The 25822-nt window shown below is 44.7% G+C and carries 7 protein-coding genes; 1 reads left to right on the forward strand and 6 read right to left on the reverse strand.

The genetic code is table 11. From position 1 onward, the window contains the following. Positions 1-31 precede the first annotated feature (31 nt). Both OP864_RS01725 and OP864_RS01730 read right to left on the reverse strand, forming a co-directional pair. A complete protein-coding gene (locus tag OP864_RS01725) occupies positions 32-10933 on the reverse strand; it encodes a CUB domain-containing protein (RefSeq protein ID WP_270099589.1) in 10902 nt (3633 codons plus the stop codon). Then, positions 10905-11195 carry a hypothetical protein gene (locus OP864_RS01730; RefSeq protein ID WP_270099590.1) on the reverse strand — a complete coding sequence of 97 codons (291 nt, stop codon included), beginning with the start codon at positions 11193-11195 and terminating at the stop codon, positions 10905-10907. Before OP864_RS01730 ends, OP864_RS01725 begins: the two co-directional genes overlap by 29 nt. A gap of 172 nt (positions 11196-11367) precedes the next feature. Between OP864_RS01730 and OP864_RS01735 the strand changes: the two genes are divergently transcribed. After that, a complete protein-coding gene (locus tag OP864_RS01735; protein ID WP_270099591.1) occupies positions 11368-11496 on the forward strand; it encodes a hypothetical protein in 129 nt (42 codons plus the stop codon). A gap of 180 nt (positions 11497-11676) precedes the next feature. Here the strand turns inward: OP864_RS01735 and OP864_RS01740 are convergent, their stop codons facing one another. From OP864_RS01740 to scpB, 4 genes are all read right to left on the reverse strand, one after another. After that, positions 11677-22080 carry an Ig-like domain-containing protein gene (locus OP864_RS01740; RefSeq protein WP_270099592.1) on the reverse strand — a complete coding sequence of 3468 codons (10404 nt, stop codon included), beginning with the start codon at positions 22078-22080 and terminating at the stop codon, positions 11677-11679. 540 nt (positions 22081-22620) lie between these two features. Further along, on the reverse strand, positions 22621-24039 hold the full coding sequence (locus tag OP864_RS01745; protein ID WP_270099593.1) for a caspase family protein: 1419 nt from the start codon (positions 24037-24039) through the stop codon (positions 22621-22623). A gap of 302 nt (positions 24040-24341) precedes the next feature. Beyond that, on the reverse strand, positions 24342-25154 hold the full coding sequence (locus OP864_RS01750) for a pseudouridine synthase (protein WP_270099594.1): 813 nt from the start codon (positions 25152-25154) through the stop codon (positions 24342-24344). A gap of 2 nt (positions 25155-25156) precedes the next feature. Then, on the reverse strand, positions 25157-25729 hold the full coding sequence (gene scpB, locus OP864_RS01755) for an SMC-Scp complex subunit ScpB (protein WP_270099595.1): 573 nt from the start codon (positions 25727-25729) through the stop codon (positions 25157-25159). Positions 25730-25822: the final 93 nt, after the last annotated feature.

Raw genomic sequence — 25822 nt, forward strand, 5'->3', positions numbered from 1 at the left:
GGATATTACCGGAGAAAACGATAGGATCGAGTTAGATATTGAAGTCAGCGAACTGCATCATATCGTAATCGATACTCCATTGGTCAAGTTCTTCGGTAGTGCTAGCGCCTCGGGTAGTACCGTTGAGGCGATATCGGCTATTTTCTGTTAGTCCATAGTAAGATATTCTAGCATTATTATCCTGCCAGTTGAGGGCATTGAGTGGATCTTGGCCTTGGAAATCCGTAGCATATTGGATCAGGTTAAGATCGCGGCCATTGTAATTATTATAGACGAGGTCATTGTATACATAAGTATTGATCTCATCCATAGAATCGCCTTGGGTATTAACATGATAGTAATTAGAGAAATGTTCGAGGAGGAGATTGCGGTTGCGTTCTCCGACCCAGACACTATCAAAGGCGAAGCCTTCAAAACCGTCGGTAGTTACTGTATTGCTATCAGAGGCAAAAGCGATACGGAAGCGGACAAAGTCTTCTCCGGCTAGGTGATCTAGGCGGAAGCGGCTATTATCCCAGGTACTGCTGCTATCGGTCCAACCTTTGGGGTTGAGTAATCCGGCTTGGTTACCAGGTCGAGCGAGCAGGAAGTCCGTTTGGTACCAATTGATTCCTTGGTGAGGGTCACCTAACTGCATCCATTCGTTAGTTGCGTTATCGTAGTACTCCATAACGGCGCCATCAATATCGTTGAGCGTATGTCTCCAAGTATTGAGCACAATCATGGGGCGCCAAGACTGCGTAAAGTCGAAGCAAGGCGAATAAACCCAAGCGTGTTCGCCTGCGCCGTAAGTATAAGGCGTTTGGGCGGCGGTAACCCAGGCAAAGTTTCCGGGATCATTGATTCCTGGTGCGGTTAAGTCTGCACGTTGCCAGAGGGCCAGCGAGTCGGGTAAGAGGACATTAGCTTCCTCTTGGTACCATCCGCCTGCATTAGTTTGGAAATCCTCTACATAAGGCGTTTGGTGGATCGTATTCACATAGGGTGAAATAATCAACTGATTGCTCATGGTATCGATACATTGGCCTTGATTATTCACGACCAATTGTACTTGATAATTTCCATCGGTGGTATAGGTATGAACTTGGTTCGGGATCGTCACGCCAGAGGCTGGGTTAACGACTGTAGAGTTTCCGTCGCCATAGATCCATTCGAGTTGCCAGATACTATCTACGCCGGCCACTAAATTGGAGACCAGAGTATCTTCTACGAAAGTGATATTAGCGGCGACACAACCTCCTAGGGCGTAGAAATCTACATTTGGAGTATTGTACATCGTCACCAATTGTTGGTCAGTATTCGAGCAAGTAGTTAGGCTATCGTAGTAATAGTAAGTAATATTTCTAGGTCCTGAATTGCCATTAAGGACAAGGAAAGAATCCTGAAGAATATCGGTTACTACTAGATCGTCGGTAAATAGTCCTCCTTGAGGCGAGACATAAGGCATCAGATTTTCGATAGTATCGGCAGAGCAGAAGCTTTGCGAGATATTCATAAAGATGCGTGGGTAGGGTCTCACTTCGAAAGAGTCGGTTATTTCATTCGTACAGCCATTGAGGTCGGTATAAGTATAATAGACATCATAGAGGCGGGTACTGCTCGTTGTATCGACTAGCTGCATAGGTTGAATGAGATAGAAGCTACTATCGAGGGTAAAGGTATCGGCTCCGGAAGTAATTTCTAGATAACCTGCACCAGGATAATAGGGTTGGTAAGCGAGTAAGAGGCTAGGCGCTTCATTTTCGCAGTACACCCTATCGGGGTTAAGTCCAGTAAAGTAGAGTTCAGGAATAGTATCTACGCGGAAAGAGTCGGAGATAGACGAGCTACAGCCATTTCTATCGGTATAACTATAATCGATATGGTGCCATCCTACTCCAAAGTTACGAGCGACCAGGGTATCTTGCAAGCCTAGGCTAGGCAAGAAATTACCGCCAAAGACGGGGCCGATTCCGACTAGGGTATCGTATTCGATTTGGCCTTGTGGTCCTTCGATGACGTGGTTATTCACTCGAATCTGCACGGCTCCTGCGTTTAAGCAGATGCTATCGGGCATATTGGTAAAGTTCAGATCGGGTCGGGCATCTACGCGAGTAATAATCTTGGCTGTATCTACACAAATACTATTTGTGGGGTAGATATAGCGGAGTTCAAACTCGCCATAGCGTCCTGATTGAATCACGGCAGAATCTGGGAAGAAGGCAGAAACGCCAGCTCCAGCAGAATCTGGGTAGACTCCTGCGCCGACAAAATAGCCAGGAAGAGGAGCACCAAAGACGGGAACAAAATCGAGCAGAATAGAGTCCTCATATACACAGTAAGAAGTATCCACGCCATTAAAGGTAGCGCTATCGGGGATAGCGATTACGGTAGCGGTATCGCGGATAATTGAAGTACAAAGCGTACTCAAATCTGTATAGCTATAGCTCACCACCTCATTATTGTGTGCGGCTACGGGATCGTAGGCTAGAGCGGCTTGATCCAAGTTGGGGCCAGTACTTGTGAAAGTACCGCCAACAGGGCTTGGGTTAAGTGCTACAGCTGCGGCATTAGCGCAATACAAAGAATCTAGATCAGTAAAGCTCACAATGGGGTGAGGCTTCACTTTGATAGGCATTTGGATGCTATCGGTACAACCTGTACTTGCATCGGTATAGACATAGCGGACATTATAAGAGCCCGGTGTCACCAACTGCGGATTAAAGGTATAAGTAGAGTCGGCAATATAGCTAATGCCGGGGCCAATCATAGAGCCTGATCCGCCAGCGATACAGCCAGTTTGAGAAAGATCTTCGATCTTAATATCATCTAAAGTAATTCCTTGGGCATCGATACCAGAGGCATTTTGGAGGGCAAAATTAAAGCCTCCTGTTACGCCAGTATGTAGGTAATCAAAAGAGTAAGGATTATAGAAAGTTTGATGAATAGCGGTATCTCCGATTTGCGTTCCTGCTTGTTGGGCGCTAATACTTTGCCCTTGGCCCATATACACATTGATTTGGGCGGGGTCGCAAGGTGGAGGCGTACAGTTATCGGCTTTAGCAAAGAAGCTAATGCGGTAAGTATGTCCAGTAACGAGGTTGAGTGTAGGCGTAAACAGCCAGGCATCTTCCACATCATTAGAGCTATTCACATAGGCAGCGCCTGTACCAGAGTAAGGAGCAATAGTAGTTCTCACCCAGGGGTTTCCGCTAGCGCTATTATTTAGGGCCAACCAGCCACCGGGAGGGAAGGCAAGAGAGTCAAAGTTGGCAAAGAGAATATCTTGTCCACCAGAAACAAACTGAGCACAAACGGGAGTAGGCGCTACCTCCATGCTTACGATAGAGTCATTTGTACAATAGCTAGACTGCAACAGAGGCGTTACAGAAAGCTGAGGTAAAGCATTGACCACAAAAGTATCTGTAGCCTCATAGCTACAGCCAAAAATAGTATCTGTAGCGATATGCGTAACAACTTGGTTACCGGGCACTAGAGGGCCGGGATTAAAGAAGAGTCCTCCTTGAGCTACTCCATTGACCAACCAAAGGCTAGTAAAGTTGCTTCCTTGTGTATTGATATTGATTGGATCAACAGGATCTGAGGCACAATAAATCGTGCTCATACTAGCAGGAAGGAAGCTAGGATCTAAGGGTTCTGGAATCGTAATTTGCTTCGTATCAGAATTTTGGCAAACCGCCCCTTGCTTGATATAAGTCAAGTCATAGGTGGTATTGTTAGATTCTGGACTATGTACATCAAAAGGGTTCAAGATATTATTCCTAAGCGTATCGGCAGTGGCATAAGCTGCGGTTCCGCCAGCGAGGGTAAAGACTCCACCGCTAGGTGCCCCAGCAAGAAGATAAAGTTCATCCTCTTCACAGTAAATATTATTAACAATACTATCAATGATTTCCACTTGGAAAGTATCCTCGATAAAGATAGGGGTAATGATAGAGCCCAGTACGTATTCCACGGTATCTACGGGTGCACCAAAGACGTACTCCACCTTGCGATAGACATACTCTAGGCTAAGCGTATCGTAGTTTCCAGGAACCGCTGCAGGATTATAATTAAACTCTTCGAGGTTTGTAGCGGGGTTGATGGTAGTCAGCCCTGCTCCTGCTGTATTTCCGACCACCATAATATTGATCGTATCGCTAAAGCTCACGCCAGCTTGGATCGGGATATTGGGGCCATCAAAATAGTTATAGCGTCCAGTTTCACGGCCAAAGTTTGCAAAAGTTTGGGTCCGACAAATAGAATCTGGAATACCAATAGACAAAGGTGCTTCAATAACTTCAATAGAATCTTCTACTGAGTTTTGGCAAGCGCCATTGTTAATCACATAGCTCATTGCGTGTTTTCCTAGGCCTGCATTAGGGGGTAGGAAATCTACGGGAGCTCCAGCAGGGAAGGTAAAGCTACCGCTAAAGCCAATCGTTCCTACGCTTTCCCATTGGCTAGGTTGTGCAGAATAGGGGAAAACACGATAAACAAGATTTTTCAGTAGTTCTCTATCCTGAGAGATAGCGATAGGGTTAAACTGAACACTATCGAGGAAGACCCCTCTAGCATCCACCCAAGAAGTATCGGTATCTGTTAGCGGACAAGTTTGGCCATTTGTATAGGTGTTTACATAGTTGTAAATCACTTTTACATTTTGGACTTGATCATTGCCATAGCTACCATAAGTAGCGGCTGTAGGGTAGAAAGTAGAGCCATTAAATGCTCCAGGAATTAGGGTATTGGCAGCTACGGTAGATCCACCAGCAGCTCCGGTATACTCAGCCGTGAAGAAACCTCCAGCGGGTGTACCTGTAAGCTCAATAGAATCTCCATTAGAGCAGATAATTCCGGGCAAGCCTGAGATTTCTAGGTTTTCATTATGGATGAGGACAAAAGAAGTGAAGAAAGTATCTACATTTCCTGCAGAAGTCATCATCATAAAGCTTTCTTGAGCCCAAGAAGGAATGCCTAGGCGGATTGTTCCGGTATAGACGATATCAGATCCGTAGGTTTGCGCTTGCAAGCCATTAGAGTCTATGGGTACCAACAGATAATTATTGCTAACATCTCTCAAGTAGATAGAATCTACATAGAAAGGCATATTATTCACTTGCAGCTGTAGTGTATCGGCCACACAAGCCTCTAGGCTTGGGGCGATTGGGTTTTCGTTGAAGATATCTACAGAAGGATCTTCAAAGACCAGCATAATATCATCGGCAATAAAGTTACAGCCTAGTGTATCGTAGCGATAATAAATCTGGTGGTAGCCTGCTCCAGAAATGGAGGGATCAAAATTTTCATTTCCAATGCCAAATAGTCCTGAATTAGCGGCCAAAGTCGCATCAAAAGGTTGGCTGTAGAAGCTATCATTTAATGATTGGCGAATAGTGGATGGTTGAACGGCATCATACAGACTCACTGGCGCACCCGTTGGGGTCAGTGGACTAATACCGTTGATAGAAAGGTCCAGACCAAAACTAGATGGGGCGGCAACATTGGCCAAGGTAATAGCTACCGAGGTATCTGTACAACCTGTTGCGGCATCTACCATTTCTAGGGTATAAGCCCCAGGAATGTTATTCACCACAAAGTTGGGTGTAGTCGCCGAAAGGATAGGCTGATCGTTAAGTAGCCATTGGAACTGACAACCAGCGCAGCCTCCGCCCATACGGTAAACCGTGAGCGTATCTCCATCACAAATATTGGCCTTAGTAGAGCTTACCGGAATACTTAGTCCGTTGAGTCGGTTCAAAGCGACTTGGTTAGACAAAGCGGCACAGCCCAACTGCGTTACTTCTAAAGAGTAGACCCCTACAGAATCCGTCTCATAGAAAGGAGTTGTTGTTGTTGTATTTAAGCCATAAAGCGGAGCGGCAGTACCTCCTTTTAGCCACTGATAGCTACAACCTACACAGTTGGCAGAATCTGCATAACTAAGCTCCACGGTTCCTCCAGTACCACAAATAGCTGTTGCATTAGAGGCGACAAATGGATTGAGGTCCACTTCTCGTACAGTTACGGTATTAGACTCTTCAATACATCCTCTAGAGTCAGTCATCCGCAATTTGAAAAACCCACCTTCAGTAGTTGTATAAGCATTGGCATTAGAAGGCACCAAAGGAGATCCCCCTCTAAACCACTGGAAGGTACAGCCTAAGTTGCAATACAAACTTCCTGAAGTTGCCGAATCAATCTGCAGATCTACAGGACTATTATTACAGACAATACTGTCTGGGCTATTAGGATCAATTTCAATGGCCAAATTATAAGAGCCATCTAAAATACTTTCCACAATAGAGGTGTCGCGACAGCCATTGGCATAAGTTACGGCCACGCTATACGTTCCCGCATCAGATGGATCTGAAACGATGAAGAAGGTATCATTTAAGGCGCCAAAAACAGGCACACTATTTCTCATCCAAGTATAGCTACAAGAGTTACACTGAGAAGTCGTCAAAGTAGAAGACTGCCCATCACAAACATAAGGCGAGCTACTATTGATATTGATAGATGGAGTAACTAGCGCCAAAGAAGCGATGTTAATGGTATCCGAATTTACAAAGCAGCCATTATTATTACTTTCTACTCTAGCGTAAAAAGATCCACCAACATTCGTTGTATAACTAGAGTTGGTATTGGCCATATTCGTAAGGTCTAGACCATTGCTGGCATTTACCCACTGATATTGACAACCTACACAAAGCGTAACAGAAAGGGTAGCTTGATCGCCAGGGCAAATAGCCAGCTTATCCGTTGAAGCATTGACACTGTCTACGGTCGCCCTGCTTACTGTTAAAATATTAGATATGGCAGAACAGCCCGGAGCATCAACTTCTACATAATACTGCCCAGCTTGAGCAGCATTATAAGCAGCCCCTTGACCTGTAGGAATAGGTATACCATTTTGATACCACTGATAAAACCAGCCAACTTCTGTTGGTGTCGATAAGGTTACTGTTTCTCCAGGACAAACAGTTCCTCCTGATTGAACCGCTATTGGATTAAAAATAGCAGTATCTACATGTATTGTATTAGAGCTCAAAACACAGCCACTAAGATGTGTTACCTCTATATAGTAATTTCCTGTATCAGAGACAGTCAAAGTAGAGTTGATATACCCACTCTGTGGGATATTATTTTTATACCACTGATAACTTACATAATCAGGCTCTATTACTACAGATAAATCGGCAGTTCCATTACCCAAACAAATAGAATCTGTATTGGCCAGTATTTGGGGTAGACTCAAATTCTGAAATGTCACATCGACCGTATTAGTCACATACTCACAACTATCGCCATTAGTTAAGATCGCATAATAAGTATCGGCTGCTGAAGCTCCCGTTAGGGTAATTGTTCTTCCTACTCCAACTGTATCGTTATTGCTATCGTACCAGACATAACTACAAGAAGCGCATGCCGTAGCCGTCAATTCTACAATAGAGTCATTACACATAGGATTGGGCGAAGCCGTAGCAATAGCCCCCTGCCCTTCTAAAGAAGGTACAGCCAAAATAGGGTCTGAGGTACCTCTACAGCCATTCGTATCTACCACTTCAACATAGTAACCTCCAGAGCCATTAATTACAAAATTGTCTGAGGTTGAACCATTACTCCAAGTAAAGTTACAAGAAGGACAAGTAGCGGGATCTACATGTACTGTCTGAGGTTGCCCATCACAAAGCGGCAAATAGAAACCTGAAATAGCCACAGAGTCTGCTGTCTCTACTATAGGGTTTACCTGCGTATAGTTAGTAAACACTACGCTATCCTCTTCAATACAGCCTTGCTCCTCTACAAAGAACGTATAGGTTCCAGCCTGACTCACACTGATTGAAGTTCCTTGCTGCCCTGTACTCCAACTGTAGTCACAATTAGAGCAGCCAGATGCTGTTGCAGATAAGGTCAAAAAGTCTCCCGTACAAACCGAAGCCGCATTCCCTTGACTAATCTGAGGATTCAAGGCATTTCTAACATTATAGCTAATTGTAGTAGAATCTTTACAACCATATATCTCTCCAACTACCTTAAAGCTCGTATCTTGAGTTAAGGTAGTAAAATGAGGCCCGACTCCTGTATAGCCATTCTCCCAGGTGTAGTTTACTGGGTCAGGATAGCTAGAACAAACTGCACAGTCCGCTAGAAGGTTAATGGTATCGCCAAAACAATATGCAGCAGTTGCCGTATCAGGAGCAATCTGCGGCTTAGGACTAATAATTTCAAAAGTGTAAGTTGGATAAGAGTTATCTAAAAACTGATAATATCCAAATGCACATGCTGTATCTGGTGGATACGGCCCAGGAGAATTTGCAGGGTTAATGGGATCCGCACAATAATACTGCTCTAAACGAACAAATACGCCTATGGTTTTAGTCGTTACATTACTATCTAATACCGTATAAACCAAAGTTTGACCCACCCCTGTAGCCGAGTTACCCGAAAAGCCAGTAGACCAGTTATAAACAATGCGCTGTTCTCCACTAGCTAATTTTGCCGGATCAACATTATCATTAACCGTTAAGCTGATATTTTCTCCGTAGCAAATTCTATTTGTTGCTCCCGTGCTAGAGGTAATTGTGTAGTCTCCACAATCTATAAATTCAAAGGTTTTTGTACTTGTTCCTACACAGTTATTATCATCTGTTACTGTCAATACCAATGTTTCTATAGCTCCAGTATCTGGAGTGACAAAAGTAAATTCACTGCTATCCGATGTAGTAGTATAGGCCGAGCCATTGGTAAGTGTAGTACTCCCCGTCCAACTATAAGTATAAGGACCACTATTCCCTCCCGAAGGTCCTGGAGAAGGGGTAATCGTCAAATCATTTCCCGAACAATAACTCCCCCCAGATGCAGGGATCACTACATTCAATGCAGGATAATAACTAATATCTATTGTTGCGGTATCTGAACAAGTCCCCAAAGAAGAAATATAAGAATACTGAACCGTCTGATTTGTCGTCGTTGTATTATTATAGGTAGTATACAAACTATCTGCATTGCTGACCGAAGCAGCAGTCAAAGACCCTCCGTTCTCTTCCCATCCAACAAAAGTCCCTATGTCAGGATCGCCTTCCAGTAAAACAGAATCGGTCAAACAAAATGGCCCTGTTCCCGCTGTAGCGTTAATACTAGCCGAAGGCGTAGGCTGAACAACCACATCAAACCAATAGGTAGAAAAACAGCTTGTTCCCACTGGCTGAACCTCCACACTATAGGTATAAGTACCCGCCGTAGTAAATGGTCCAATATATGCCTTTCTATTTCCATCATATAGCTCCATAGCTCCCCCATCCAATGAAGTCCAGTTAATGCGATTGGAAGCAGGCAAAGAAAAATCTCCATCAATATCCGCTAAATCCAAAACTGCCGCCTCTCCTACACAAATGTTACTTACTGTATCACTGTTGTCATAGTTTACCCCAGATAATACCTGCTCAACACAGCTAATAGTGGCCTCCCAGCCTTCTTCTTTAGTATTCACATCCGCATAGAACTCAAAAGTCAAACAACCCGTAGAGTTTGTTGCGGTAATAGTCCCTGGTGCATTTGCTCCATTTGTTCCATAATAGGTTCCTATCAATGTCGCAGAGGGGCTATTCCCATCATATATCTTCAAATTATCATAAATCTGCCCTGTACCTGAATTTGCATCCTCCACTTCAAAAACTGTAAAATCTAGTTGAAGCATGCTCCCTGGGGTACCTGGACAAATTGTTCTTACATAAGACTTACTATTATCATAGCGGTCACCTGGACCATCATCATCTGTAAAATTACCATTACAAGTAGTTACTGTACTCGCCATATCATCAATCTGATATTCCGGACTAGTCGCCCCTCCTATTACATTCGGACTAGTCGTAATGCCTGTCACCCCAGCATACAAGCCCACAGAAATGGCTATACTATCCTTCACCAAAACATCTACATTATCTGTTGCCAGACAGTTATTGTCATCTAAAATAGTGACATCATAAGTATAGGTAGTTCCTCCACTAGCTGTAGCAACTGGCGTACTAGACTCTGTCGCTGTATTTAAGGTACCCGCAGTATTCACTGGAGCTGCTGTCGAATTACTAGTCCCCCAAGTCGCCAAATAGTCCGCAGTAACTGAAGTAGCACTAATATCCAAAACAACTGAATCTCCCAAACATATAGTGCTCTTATCTACCGTTGCAGTAAAATCAGGCAAAGGGCTAATCACAAAATTATCAAAAGTAGTGGTCGTACAACCCGCCCCATTGGTTACAACGAGCTGCATCACTGCCGAATTCCCCTGAGCTCCAGCCGTATATGGAATAGTCGAAAAATCAGGAGTAGCCGCTCCAGAACTATTATGAGCAGAACCATCCCCTTTAGTAACAGTCCAATCATAAACCGCAGAAGAACTACAAGAAGAGCAAACCCCTCCAGAAACTAAGACTGGTGTATCACCAATACAAACACTATCTTTTGCATCTACGGCAGTTACCGGAGGTGCATCAGCAATTGTTCGGTTTATCGTATACTTACCTGTACAAAAGTTTTCATTAGTCGCTTCCAATACCAAATCAATAGGTCCGACAGGCGGTGAGGATACCGTATATGTAGAATTTGTGCCTAATACCGTACCTGAAGCATTCTGCCACTCATAACTAATCGTCCCCGATGAGCCACAAGCCGCCGTACAATTTGCCGTAAAAACCTGATCGGTCCCTGCACAAGCCTTTGTTGTACTAGGAATAGAAGCATCGATCGTTGGTGCAGCATCATTCGCACTTACTGTTATAGTGTGCGTTTCTTGAGGGAGACCAGAGGCAGAAGTATGATTATAAGTTACCGTGATATCAAATCCTAAGGGCGTCCCCGAAGAAGTCACTGTAAATATTGGCGTAGAAGCATTTGCTGAACCTCCAGTATACGGACTCGGCCCATTAGCCTGTGTTACAGGTGTCCCCCCCATTATGTGCCATAACAGCAGTATTAAAAGTACTGCCTCCTGGGATAATCTGAAACGCCCCCTCCTGACAATAAGTAAAAGAATGCGTATAAGTATTCCCTAATACTGTATTCGGAATGGTCTGTAAACAATTCCCCTTTGTATCTACAATAACAAAGGCATAATCACTCAAGCTAATATTACATGCTGTTTGCTGCGCCCAAGAGGAACTAGCCCACAGCAGCAAGCCGAAAATAAAAACCGTTTGTAAAAGTTTGTGTAGCATAGATTGCTTGTTTTGATATGGTCTTTTTTCTTTTTTCTTTTTTTGGGGCCTCCCGCAGCTTTGCTGCGGGCGCTCCCTTGCAGGGCTCGCTATTCGCTCGGCCCTTCGCCAGCTTTGCTGGCTCGGTCTGGCCCTGCGGGCCACCCTTTCAGGCAGCTAGGCCGCTCAGCCAATGAGCCTAAGCCATGATTCGGCTATCGGCCCTTTTGGGGGCTTTTCTTTCTTGCTGGACCAATTGGTCCAAATAGCTGCAAGTTGGGGCGGCTGGCCGCCCTTGGCCCAAAGGGCCAAAACGGCCTAGCGATGGTAGGCAGTGGCCAAAGGCCAGACCCAGGCGCTGAAAGCGCCGCAGGGCCGAGCGAATAGCGAGCTGCCGAACGTAGCGCCGACGAGCGAAGCGAGGCGGAGGCCCCAAAACAACTATACAAAAAAGAATAGCAGAGCAAGTAGCCGAGCTAGGGCCCCACTACTTGCCTATTTGCTAACGATAAATCACCACCTTTCGCTGGCTGTATACCGTCTCATTATATACACTAAAGATATAAACTCCTGGAGTCAATCCATCGGTTTGGATCTGTAAATTTTGCAAGCCAGGCTGCAATTGTCCGTCTTTCAATCGGCGGCCCAAAAGGTCCACCAACTGCCAGTTGTAATCTCCTTTGAGGGGAGCGCCAAAGTCTACTTGGAACTGCTCCTTGGCGGGGTTGGGATAAAGATTGAGGTCCAAAATTTCGGCTCCATCTTCATCGGCCAACTCCTCAATAGCCACTGGCCCATTAAAGAGATTGAGGTTTCTCGAGCTATTGACCTGCAAGACCTCCTTGCTTTGGCGGTTTTGTACAAAAACAGTCACCTTGAGCTGCGTGGGGTCAATCTGCGTCGGGTTGAAGGTCCAGGTTCGGGTATAAGGCAAGACATCGCCCATCACCCAAGTACTTGGAATTTGCTCGCCAGCGCCATCGGGCAACATCACCTTCATGACCGACATCATGGTATGGGCCTGCAGGCTAGGAATACTATCCTGAGTAACGGCCACATGAACATCTAGGCTATCTGTCAAGAGCATAACATCCTCCAAGGCTTCAATTTCGAAAGCTGTGCTCAAGACGCCATTTTGCACATTGACGGGAAACATCTTGATATCAAATTTTGCATCTTGCAGCATTTGCATATCCATTAGCTCCTGTTGGTAGCGCACTAGGCTACTGGTCGTATTGGCCAAGGCAGATCCGTTTAGGCGGACCTGATCGGCATCGTTGATTCCGTAGTAAAGTACTCGAGCACTCGACTCATCGGCAGAAAATACATTGAGATAATCATAGCCGCCGTAATTGGTATGGATCTGCAAAATTTGCACATCTCTTCCGTAGAGGTTGCTATAAACGGTGCTATAAAGATCGCGTTCAATATCATCAATGCCCGCATAATTCTGGTTGCTAAAGTGCTCTAGCAAAACAGAGCGGCTGCGGTTACCGATATAGACATCATCAAAGGCAAAACCTTCATAGAGTGCGCCTCCACTACCATTTGCTGCGGCAAAGGCGATACGGAAGCGAAGATTATCGCGGTTGCGCAAATCGCCTCCGCTCACATCTAGGCGATAGCGGGCATCCTCCCAGCTATTGCTTGTTCCGGACCAGCCGATGGGGGTACCATCTTGGTTACCGGGATCACTCACCACATAAGTGGGGTTATACCAATTGAGTCCTTTATTTCGGATACCTAGATTTCTCCAAGTCTGAGTAGAATCGTCGAAATACTGCATAACGGCACCATCTGTACCTTGGCGGCTATCTCTCCAGATATTCAGTTTGACCATTGGGCGGCGCAAAGTAGAAATATCGAAGCAAGGGCTATAGACCCATCCGGCCTCTCCTTCTGGATAAGGACCGTTGGGAGCGGTGGCCCAGACATGGTTACCATATTGAATAGTGGTAATTCGGAAGCCATCGGCTAAGCCCCAAGCCCAGAGCGAATCATTGGGTAGGTTGATGGTGCTATCCTCATTTTCCTGGAACCAGTTGCCGGCATCGGCCTCAAAGTCTTGGAAATAAGGCATAGTATCATTCACCAAATACTTGGGCGAAACCACAATTCGGCGAGAGAAGCTGGTATCACATTGTCCACGGTTGACGATAGTCAAACTGGGGAAGTAAATTCCGGGCTGCGCATAATTATGGTATTGAGTGGGCACATTAACCGGATCGATCAAACTAAAGAGCGTATCGCTCAGGCCATCGCCATAATTCCAGACCACCATCGTAATACTATCCAAAGCCGGGACACTATTGCTCAGGCCGGGAGGAGATGCGTTAAATTGTACGCTATCGCCTTGGCAGCCCCCCTCGCTAAAGAAGTGGACCTCTGGGGCGTTATAGACATCAATTTGGTGTTGGATGGTATCGGTACAGCCCGAAACCGTATCCGTATAATAGTAAATCACTTGTCGGCTACCCAATTGGGCCATAGGATTGAAGAGGCTATCGCCTACAATTCCGGCAATGGCGCCAAGCGTAATATCCTCAAAGGTTCCGCCATAAGGCGTTGCAGAGAGCGGAACTCTTTGCGCGCTATCGGCTACACAGAACGTATTGGGCGCATTGACCAACTGTAAATCTGGTGTGGGGCGCACCTCAATCATCTGAATTGTAGAATCTAGACAAACGCCTCCTGCATGATAGCGAGCCGAGATAAACTCATAAGTAATTCGGTGAATATTTGTGGTATCGCCATAGGCCAGCGTATCAGGGATAAGCTCAAAGATACCTGTTGGAATTTCGTAATAATTCAGGTAGCTCGTTCCACCAAAAGGAGAAGGAATAATCAAGCTAGCAGGATCATTTTCGCAATAGACATAGCGTCCAGTAATTGTATCTAGATATTTGCTATCAAAACCAGCAAAACCGAGTTCGGGCACCGTATCGATGACGATCACCTCTGAGCGGGTATTGCTACATCCGCGAGCATCGGTAAAGCTATAATGGATAGTATCTACCCCACCATTGGCTTGTTGAGCTTCATAGGCCCAGTTACCAAAGGTCACACTCCAAGTCATGCCCAATCCACTGCTAGTCGTAAAGATACCTGACTGGCTAAGGCTAGGTTGTGTTCCGATATATTGCGGAATGGGGTTAATATTTCCTTGATACTGATTGTAAGCCTGCAGCGTAGCAGCGGGCTGGCTAAAACAAGCGTGGATAGTTGGATCATTTCGGTTGAATAAACTATCGCCGGGCATGTTATAGATCAACTGCGGAAGTGGATTGAGGACCGCTGTATCATAGACGGTATTATAACATCCATTAGAAAGGTAAGTATAAGTTACAATTGCACTTCTACCTCGATCGAAGATACCTGAAAGCGCAGGATTAAAGTGTCCGGCCACAGCATCGACAATCATATTGGTATCGATAGCGGCAAAGGCACCAAAATAAGCTGTTGTCAAGCCGGGCGTAGGCATTGGACCGCCATTGGGGTTCACGCCTAAGACATAAATAGTGTCATCGGCACAAATTTGAGTAGGTAGTCCTGTAATCGTTGCATCGGTAAGGAAATTATTGATTTGGATAGTGTCTACAATAGTATCCTTACAAAGCGTAATCGGATCTTGGTAAGTATAGGCCAAGCCTTCTTCCCCAAAGGGAATAGCGGTTCCGTTAATAAATGGTGTAAAGAGAGGCGGGCTCACCGAAGTATCAAAGCTCGATGGAATCGTATTGCTGGGGTTTCCTTGCTCATAACTAAAGAGGCTAAAGAAATCTCCGCCCAATGGGCTAGCAAAGAGCGCTACAGAATCGCCTTCACAATAGAAAGAATCTAGCGGCACCCCATTATCTGTTGTCAGCGTCAAGTTGGGCAAGGGCAGAATCTCTACATATTGTGTGAGTACGGTATTACAACCATTCACATCTGTATAATCATAAGTAATCGTATCTAATCCCACTCCAGCTGCAGAAGGATTATAGAGCGGGTTAGTTGGGTTGGTTCCGCCATTGCGGACCCCATTACCAGTTAGTTGCACAACATCACCGGGGTTATAAGCCATTGGAGCTTGTAGGTGCCAGCTTGTATTATGCTCATAGAGGTCTAAAATAGTCGTATCAGCATTTAGGCAGTAGACCGAATCTAGTGCTGTAATTGAGATATCGGGCATGGCAAAAACCGTAAACAAGGCACTATCTCTGGCTTCGCAACCAAAGGTATCTTGAGCGATATAAACCACATTATTTCCGCCCACAACAGCCGGAGCAAAAGCGGGGTTAAAGACTTGTCCAGATCGGATTGTCCCCACCAAGAACATCCCTGCGGCAGTATCGAGTACGCCGGGCACCGAAGAGCTAACCGAAATAGTATCGGCGGGATCAAGTCGACAGTAAGTGGGACCATTTGGTGCAAAAATGCTTACCGAGAAGGTATCGGGAATATAAATAGAGGTAGAAGTAGAATCTACACAAGCATTTCCCTGATAGACATAGGTGAGTAAGTGGCTACCCACCCCTTGGCTAGCGGCCTGTTGGTTAGGATTAAAGAGGTTTCCGGCCAAAGGCTGATAGTTAATATAATATTGTCCGCCATTAGGAATACCTGAAAACTGCTGTGTACTGTTGTCTTGGCAGAAAACGGTATCGGCTAGAATAGCGGGGTTAATTTGAGCGGCAATAGGATCTTCAATAACCACCTGCTTACTCAATGCTGCAATAGTATAAGCTACATTATTCAGTGAGAAAGTAGGCGTAAAGTAGGTATGATAGCGCTCATAGCGGAAGCTAATCGATAGATCCGTAGTGGTACCAGACACTAAAGCGGGAATAAAGGCAAAGCGCTCAGCTCCTTGCGTCAGGCTAATAGGTTGAAGACCACCATTACTAGAGCTAAGGCTCATAACATTGATAAACTCATCATAGCTATAATTAACATTATCAGTTACGCCAAGGCTAGGTTGATATGCATAATTAGAGTCGAGCAAATAAGTCATCCCATCAATTTCCAAGTACATCGAGTTCGCATTACGGCCAATAAAGATCGTATCGGCATTGCGGCAGAGGAACTTAGGAATAGAATCGAGAGTAATTGGCTTTTGCCAAACATCGATAAGTTGTTCAGTTTCATTTCTACAACTTCCATTTACAAAGCGGTAAATAGCGGTATCTACCGTTTGATTTGCTGTAGCGGCTAGAGGAATCGTATTGGCGAGTAGTTCACCGTTATTGATATAGGTTCCTACATAAGAGCCCGGGAAGAAGCGGCTATCGAGTGGCCAAATCAGGCGCGTCAAGTCCGTCATGGGTACATTGGTCTCTGTTACAGAGATCGGCGTAAACTCAATACTATCCACCTCATTATTGTTAATGCTAACAGGAATTACGGCCACCACAGAGTCGGGGCAAGCTGCTGCATTATTAGAATAAGTAGGTTGATAGACATAAGTCACCTCTAATTGTTGTGTACCAGATACAGGCGTATAGTTTTGTACATTTTCTACCAATAAGTTGTTGCCAGAAATCAGGCTAGGCTCATAGGTAGATGGGGTAGCTGCATAGGCTGCCTTAAAGGTTCCGGGTTGAGGGAAGCCTGAAAGCGCAATAGTATCTGCGGCAGAGCAGAGTGGTTGAGGCACTCCATTTAAGCTAATAGCTACAGAAGGATTTTGGACCACCAAGAAGAAATCAGAGACATATTCATTTCCACTAACACTATCTCTCAAAACAACTTTTCCTGTCACTGCCGAAGAAGGCACCACAACGGGAATATTTCCAGACCAAACCCCTGCATACTCGCTTAGACCTGTCGTAGAAACAGCTAGTGTATCATAAGTAGTGGCTGAAGTTGCAAAGAGAATTTGATTAGGTTCTAATGTAATGTTCCCCAAATAAAAGACTAGGCTATCTTGAACACAAGCCTCTTCGGCTGGAGCCAAAGGATTAAGGTTTGCTACATCTAGGCTAGGTGGAGAGAGAACATCAATCGTATCAAAAGTTTCAAAGAAACAATTTTGATTTTGGTACTCAAAGCTAATAATATGACTTCCAGAACCAGCCAAAGCAGGAATAAAGCTATCGGTAGTTACTGCAGTAGCCTGAGGGACCGAAAGGTAACTCCCTGAGTTGTGCACTAAAGCGGGTTGCAAATAATTATCTAATAAAATTGGGCCCTGAGAAATGGGGACCACCGCAACAGGATCTAGCACTAGGCCAAAATTAGCTGGAGGCAAGACCTCTATAGCCGTTGTTATTGGTGAGTAATTAACACAGCCCAAGTCATCTGAGACGACCAATTGATAATCTGCTGCATTATCAATTTGGTAAGAAGCCCCAATTGCACCAGGAATAAGCATACTATCCTGGTACCATTGATAGTGCAAAGATAGATTTCTTATGCTACCACAACTTGTACAATTAGAAGACAGCTCAAAAGGCTGACCATTACAAATATTCGCATAAAATGCTGTTGAGGTATCAATAGCAATCGCTAATGCGGTAGTATCATATAGATAAATAGAATCCTCTACAAAACAGCCATTAAGGTCAATACGCACCTTATACATCCCTGTGGCGGCCACACCGTTCACCAAATAGAAGGTGTCATTTACACCTAAGTTACTATAATTAAATCCATTGGTAGTATCTCCATCATAGTACCAGTTGTAAGTACAACCTACACAAGAGTCCACCTCTAGAACAACCTGTCCAGAAGGACCACAAATTGCTTCAGAAGAGGCTCGCATAGCTACCCCCAAACTCACATCACTATAGTTTCGTACTACAGAAGTATCGGTACAGCCAAAGGTATAAGGAGAGGAAGAGTAACTGGGGTAATTTTGAGTAACCACTACATAGTAATCACCACCCTGTATCACCTCGAAATAATCTTGGGTATCGGGAACAGGAACCTGTACATTATCCTGGAACCACTCATAAGTACAACTTGGGCAAACTGTAGTATCTGGTACAGCCTCTATAACAACCGTATCCTGATTACATACATTGGCCAAAGGAGCCGTATTTAGCTGTGCATTATAAGAAAGACGAGTGATCGGCACCGAGTTAGAAACTGGTGAAGCACAACCTGATTGTACCGTCTGTACCTGATAACCTCCTGTAGTATCAGCAGAATAAGTACTCTGATTGACTGTATCTTGCCAGCTCACAGGCAAGCCGTCATCATCATAACCATTATAGGTCCAGATATACTGACAGCCAGCACAGGCAGGAGTTGATAAAATCACTGGACTGGTACTACAGATATTTGTAGCACTAGCTACAGCTACAGCTGGCACAGGCAAAACAGTATCTTTAATCTCAATTACTGGCGATTGGTAGACACAGTTAGAAATTGTATCTCTTACCTCTACAAAATAACCATTTGGAACATTAGTCCGATAAGAGTTAATTGAGTCTGGTTGACGATTCACCCCACTTGCCAACTTAAAGGTATACAAGCAATTTGGAGAAGGCGGCACAGACAAAGTAACAGAGTCTCCACCACAACTATAAATTGATGGACTTGCATTAAGCACAGGATTGGCTCCGGCAGAAGATGAACGCACCACAACACTATCTGAAAATGCACGACATCCACTAGCATTAACTATCTCTAAGAAATATGTTCCTGCCTGTGATGCACTATGAGTATACCCATTTGAGCCAGGAATTTGAACTCCATTATAATACCACTGATAAGACCAATTGGGAGGTAACTCATAACTCCCAATAATCTCAAGATTTACAGCAGCCCCATTACACAAATAAAGGTCAGTTGAATCAACTTTAGGATTAAAGGCTTCAAATGTAATCGTATAATCTGAAGATTTACGTCTACAACTATTTGGATATTGTAGCTCTACAGAAAAAACTCCAGCCTGATTCGCTACATAACTAGAACTAGTAGCTCCCGGAATTACAGCAGCATTGAGATACCATTGATAGTGACAATCTACACAACTATTTGTACTCAGAGTAATCGTATTAGTACCACATAACTTACTTCCTGTCCCTGTAATCACTGGAGGAGTTGTCGTTCCTACACCAATATCTGCTACAGCAGACTCTTCCTCACAAGCCAGCGTATCTGTTACCTGAACAATATAACTACCTGTGTCCGCAACATTAGGTAAACTCAATACAGTTCCCGTACCAACAACAGAGGAAGAAATAGTTCCATTATTATCTGTCTCATACCAGTTATAGGTACAACCCAAACAAGGATTATCAACCTGTAGTACAGCTGGATTCGCTCCACAAATATTATAAGGGTCTGCATCTATCTGAGGTACAGCCAAACTGCTACTCTCAATCACCAAATCATTAGAACGGCCCTCACAACCACTTACTACATCTGTAACCGTGACACTATAAGTCCCTGTCCCCATAGCAAAAGTGAATGGACCAGTCGTTCCATCACTCCAGCTATACTGACAACTCAAACAAGAGTCTCGAGGAATAGAACGAATAACTACCGGCTGCCCATTACATATAGAAGGACGAATTACTCCGTTAATATCTTCCGCATAAATAGGAGGTGTCAGATAAGCACCAGGTTGTACATCCTTCTGAAGAATAGTCGGACATCCATACTGGTCAGAAATCTCCACATCATAAACACCTGCTATATCTGCCAAAATTTGCTCATTATTTGAGCTAGCTAAAGAGGTAGTTGGCGGATCCCAAACATAACTACAACCCGGACAGTCTATTACCGTTAATAAAGCCCCCGTATTTGCACAAATTTTTGCCGTATCCGGAATAATACGGGCCGCCGTAAATGGATAATAATCTAAATTGACAGAAGCTTGCCCCTTACATCCATCTACATTTGCCTCTACTGTATAAATATCATCATCAAATAAAGAGGCATTCTGTACCATAGACACAGTATCCCCCGAACTATTCATCCAAATATAAGATGCCCCGGCAGAAGGTGAGGCTGATGCACCCAAAGTAGTAGAATCACCAAAACAAATTACGGCATTACTTAATGAAGTGCTAACAGTAACTGAAGGATTAACCACAAAGTTAAATGTATCCCGAGACACACAAGCAGAATAAGCCTCTACCGCCTCTAAATGCACCTGATTCGTCCCTAGATTGTTTGTATTTAAACTAAAAGTCGACAAGTTATTTGTCAAGACTACATTATTATTTACATCTGTCCATGTATTCTGAAAGTTTACACTCCCTTCTGGACTATCCGTCCAAGCTGTAATCTCTATAGACTCTGACAAACAAATCGTGTCTTTCTCTGCAGTCAATACAATAGTTGGACAATCATACTTGGCCAAGAAACCATCATAATACGAACTCTCCTCAGTATAAGGAGATCCTGGCGCAGGAGAATAATTAGTTACGCCTATACTATATCCAGACAAATAATAAGCCTCCTCAGAAAATGTAATTCCTGTTAAATACTCAGCAGATGTTCCCCAAAACTGTATATGATTATTAAAACTACCCGTACTCGCATCAAAACTAGCAATCCCCGCATCAGTAGAACTGCCTCCCGTCACCGGAAAACCAATCTGCTGAACAGCCGGCACAGCAGCCGTTGTCATAGGAGAACTACCTACAAATAGGTTCTCTATGGTTTCCGAATAAAATAATACATTAACATTCCCTATCTCATCCAATACTAAACCACTCCCCCCATGAAGACGAACGTCTCGGTAGTTGGCAGGAACCCCCAAACGTTGCAACCAAGAAAAATTAACCGTAGGAGCACTGTCATCTATTACACGACCTACAGCAACCGTATGCGCTGTTACTGCTCCTGGATTAACATCTAATGTTGGTAAATTCACCGTAGACCCATTTACCCGTAGGTTAGCTGTACTCTCATACTCAAAAGAAAAAAACAGCCCCAAACTATCATCAATTGCTACATCAACAATACGTTGGTCCGAGTTGGTGGTCGTCGTAGATTCTATACTCTTGCGCCAAACTGTTGCCCCCGTAGAACGATCCATCTTTAACGCAATTCCATCTGGAGTAAAAGGATAGTTCCTCCGCGAATCACCTATACAAGTACCCGGGTTGCTCTCCAAGTTATACTCCCCTATCAAATCTCCAATATAATCCCCTACAGCATAAACATGACTTCCATCTACAGCTACTCCACGAAAAATAGCCGTCCCCTCCGCATCCAATGCCTTGGCCCAAACCAATTCATTAGACCGACTCATGTCCAGCTTAAAAATAAGCGCATCAGAAGAAGATCCCCCTCCAGTACAACGCCCCCGCTTCAAACGCTCAGACCCTGTCTCCGGACGAAGTGTCTTGTCAGACATTCCCACAACATAACAATCCCCCTGATCATCTACAGCAATATCCTGTAACTGAGAAGAAGTAGCATAAACCGTCCCTCCATTAGAGTTTGTACGCACATAAGCCGTTTTTATATAACGACCATCAAATCCATACTTGCTTACAAAAAATACAGGCTCCTGATTCACTTCCGTTACAGGAGTAGCACTATTAGTCCTCGAAAAAATTAAAGTAGCATTACTCCTTGTCGATCGAAATGAACCCGCCACATAAATCCCATCATGCCCAACAGCTAAAGTATTCCCCTGTGAAGGCCCTATACTCAAGGGACTAGAAATTGTGCGATCTGTCTGTATACTAACCTCCCACAAAATTTCTCCAGCAGGCGATAGCTTATACAAGTAAATACTATAATTATTATACATACCCGCAGTATAAATATTCCCATCACTATCCTTTCCTACCCCCAAACCACGGTCATTGGTAAACAGCCCATTGCTATTCCCCACCATCAAAGGCTCCGGCGAAGCCGTGTCCCGCAACAACCACGCAAGGTTGCCATCCAATTGTCCAAATACTGCTGTTGCCGACAAAAACAACAACAAAAAATTAAGTATAATTTGTCTCATATATTCTACTCTAGGTTAGTGCTTTTACTTGATGCGTACAACTCCTAAAACTAATACTTTATAAGCGTTTTACCTAAGCTTTATGCTGCTTTATAGCCAAGACCTCCTCTATTTTTTTTATTAAGTCCTTAACTTTTAAAACAAAAACTATAGCTTTAGTTTACCCATTACTTAGATTTAGTCTAGCTTGCCGCTTAACTTTTACCCCAGTTTTTAGGCAGCATAAATCTACTCTGATTAAATGACAAACCCTAAAAGCCTTTTTCTTTTTTGTCAAAATACTATTCTGTATTAAATACGTAAATAAAGCGCTCCATAGATGTTCTGCCAAAAAAATAACTCCCCACTCAGGAAGCTATGCCGGCCCCAATGGCCCAGCGCTGCGCAGCGGTGGCCGTAGGCCAGACCCAGGGCAAGCAAAGCGCAGCCCGCAGGGCCGAACAGACCTGTGAGCCGCGTAGCATAGCGGCGGCCGACCTAGCCAAAGGCTAGCCGGCCGCGGGCCCCAAATTATTGGTATTCAATAAATAAACTCCTCTCCTATTTCTTAGAGCCAAAGCCTACAGGCATCTCCTCCACAAATTCTTTGTTTTTCTCCTCCATTTCTTCTGTGTTCAAACCCTCTGGCATGTAGTCCTCACTCAAAAATCCCATCATTTTAGGGGTCTGAAAACCATAGGTGAATTTACGGACGTTCTTGGCAATAAAGTCAAATAACTCCTGCACCGTGATAATGTAGTTGCCATCCGCATCCGCATAACCCTTAAGCCCCATAATCAAGAAGTAAGAAAATACCCCCTGCTCAAATTTTTTGGTCTCTAAAGAAATTTCCTCCGAGGCAGAAGATAAAATCATGGCCAAACCACCATCTACCCGCTTGAAACTCTCTTTGTATTGCGCAATTACATCACGGCCCATGTTCATGTTGTTGGCCGGCGGCAACTCATTGCCGTTGTCCCGATATTCCGCATAAGTAGCCATCAAACTGCCCGAGTGACAAGCATCGGCCAAAATCAATTTGAATTTAGCATCACTGTCGTTCAACATATTGGCCACCGCCGTATGATATAAGGTGTTGCTGCCATTGCGCTGATAGTCTACAGGCAAAAATCCACCCTCCAAACCATGGCCCGCAAAGTAGAAAATAATAAGGTCGTTGCTGTCCGCCTGCTCATACAAATCACCCATGCTGTTCAAGATGTTTTTGGCCGTGGCCTCCTTGTCCAACAACAATTTAACCTGATCACTAGGCAAGGCTCCCCCCTCCGGACTACGCAAAAAACTATAAAATTTTTGCGCATCATCAATGGTATAGGTCAATTTATCAAAGTCCTGATAATCAGCAACTCCCACCACTACAGCCCACATCTTAATAGGGTTTTCCGTACAACGACCCTCTACCCAACGACCACTCAATTTATGCCCGTTTCGGTAGTAATGCGTGCCCTCTCCATGCGGCAAGCCATTCTTCCAATCCCCCTCGTATTTACTGCCATCACTATAGGTCAAGCTTCCCTTGCCCTCGTATTTTCGGTCTACAAAATACCCCTCATAAACCCGACCTTTATAGTCCTTAGATTTACCATAGCCGTTCTCACAATCTCCCTGCAAACACTCACTGGCTTTGCGGATCTTTGGATTGACTTCTACCAAAATATTGTCTTCCCAACGTCCCGCCTTGATGTTCCCCTCAGGGTCAATCAATACGCCCTCGCCATTGTATAAACCATTCTTAAACCGCCCCTCAAAAAAGCCGCCTTTGACAAAAGAGAACTTGCCTAAGCCATCAAATTTGCCATTCTTAAATTCCCCCTCATAGGTCCCCTGGGGCATCTCGCCCAAAAATTTTCGAGCCCGACCAATCCCATTGTCGCAGTTCCCACTCAAACATTGTAGCTGCGCCTGCAACTGTATCGCCCCCATCAAAAGGAGCAGGATGCCCAAAATTTGCTTTTTCATGATTATCGTGTTTCTTATTAGTGAATGATTTCTCTTGCTAAGCTGCAAATATTTATCCGTTTTCTGCTGCTGTTCTTCTTTTTTTTAGGGGCCTCCGCTGCGGCTTCGCCTTGCGGCGCTACGTTGCAGGGCTCGCTATTCGCTCGGCCCTTCAGCGCTAGGCGCTTCGGTCTGGCCTGACGGCCACCCTTCCACATCGCTAGGCCATTTGCCCCCTTCTTCGCTTTTGTAGGCCGCCGCCCGCCTACTTCTTTAACGTAAAAAAGGAGCAAGAGATTCTCCTCTTCCTCCTTTTTCCTTCATTAGGTCAAATGCTTCAATATGGCCAGCTCATCTGCCCGCAAAGGCCGACAATGCCCAGGCCGTAAGCCCTTTTTGGTCAGCATGCCGTACTTTCTTCGGTCCAAACGCTTAACCTCATAACCAAAGTGCTCAAATAATCGCCGAACAATGCGGTTGCGACCAATATGTAGCTCTACGTTCAAACTACGGCCATCACTATCTGGCACATACTCTATTTTGTCTACCGGGGCCGGACCATCTTCCAACTCTAAGGTGTTGCGAATGGCCTCTACATGCTCCTCCGCCACCGGCTTGTCTAAGGTAATCCGGTAAATTTTAGTCACCTCATAACTAGGATGCGCCATTTTTTGGGCCAAATCACCATCATTGGTCAGCAAAAGCAAACCCGTTGTGTTGCGGTCCAAACGACCAACAGGATATACCCGCTTAGTCGTATGCTCTCTGGCAATATCCAATACGGTCCGCCGCCCCCGCTCATCACTAACGGTGCTGATGACATTATATGGTTTGTTCATCAAGAGATAAACATACTCTTTTATGGGCGTAATGACTTTGCCATCTAGTTTGACCTCGTCTTTTTCTGGCTCTAGCCGATGCCCCATTTCTAAAACAACCTGGCCGTTTACAGTAACCCGCCCCTCTTTGATGATCTCATCCGCTTTGCGTCTAGAACTTACTCCAGAATGGGCCAAATATTTATTCAAACGCATATCGCTGCGCTCCTCTTGCGGCGCCTTTTGCTCTTCTTTCTGCTCCTTGGGCTGCCCCTTTCGTCTGTTGCGAAATGGTCCCGTATACTTTTCTTTTTTCATGCTTACTCTATTAACTTTTCTGCCTCGCCAATGGCGTTATCTGGCAGTTTAAATTCCTTGAGCTTGGGCAGCTCTTTCATTGAAGCCAGCCCAAAATGCTCCATAAATTTACTACTTACTCCATATAATAAGGGCCGACCAGGATCTGTAGACCGCCCCTTTATTTCTATCAATTCTTTTTCTAGCAATTTTTGCACGGCATAATCACAGCTTACGCCCCGCACACGCTCCATTTCTGACTTAGACACCGGCTGCTGATAAGCTATTATGGCCAAGGTCTCTAGAGCCGAACGCGATAGCTTTTTCTTACTCTTTTGCTTGAGATATATCCCAATCAAATCATAGTAGTTGCTTTTGGTCAAAAACTGATAGCCCTCCGCTATTTCTAAAAGCTCAAAACTATATTGCTCCTCTTGGTAGCGCGCCATCAGGCCCTCTATAGCGAGTTGGACCTGTTTTTTGCTAAAGCTATCGCTAAAAGCCGACTCCAAACAAGCCACTATTTCTCCCAATTTTATCGGCAACTCTGCACTGAAGATGAGCGCCTCTATATATCGTTCTAAATGTTCTTGCATGCTTTTGCTTATTTATAGAAGTTGGACCAAAAAGGCGGCTGCGCCGCCTTGGCCGAAGGCCAAATGGCCCAGCGCTGCGGAGCGGGTGGCCGA

Source organism: Saprospira grandis, assembly GCF_027594745.1.
GTDB lineage: Bacteria > Bacteroidota > Bacteroidia > Chitinophagales > Saprospiraceae > Saprospira > Saprospira grandis.

Coding starts and splice junctions, on each gene's coding strand:
- scpB (WP_270099595.1), bottom strand. CDS start 25,729: ATGCAAGAACATTTAGAACGATATATAGAGGCGCTCATCTTCAGTGCA.
- OP864_RS01725 (WP_270099589.1), bottom strand. CDS start 10,933: ATGGGGGGGACACCTGTAACACAGGCTAATGGGCCGAGTCCGTATACT.
- OP864_RS01745 (WP_270099593.1), bottom strand. CDS start 24,039: ATGAAAAAGCAAATTTTGGGCATCCTGCTCCTTTTGATGGGGGCGATA.
- OP864_RS01740 (WP_270099592.1), bottom strand. CDS start 22,080: ATGAGACAAATTATACTTAATTTTTTGTTGTTGTTTTTGTCGGCAACA.
- OP864_RS01750 (WP_270099594.1), bottom strand. CDS start 25,154: ATGAAAAAAGAAAAGTATACGGGACCATTTCGCAACAGACGAAAGGGG.
- OP864_RS01735 (WP_270099591.1), top strand. CDS start 11,368: ATGAGCCTAAGCCATGATTCGGCTATCGGCCCTTTTGGGGGCTTTTCT.
- OP864_RS01730 (WP_270099590.1), bottom strand. CDS start 11,195: ATGCTACACAAACTTTTACAAACGGTTTTTATTTTCGGCTTGCTGCTG.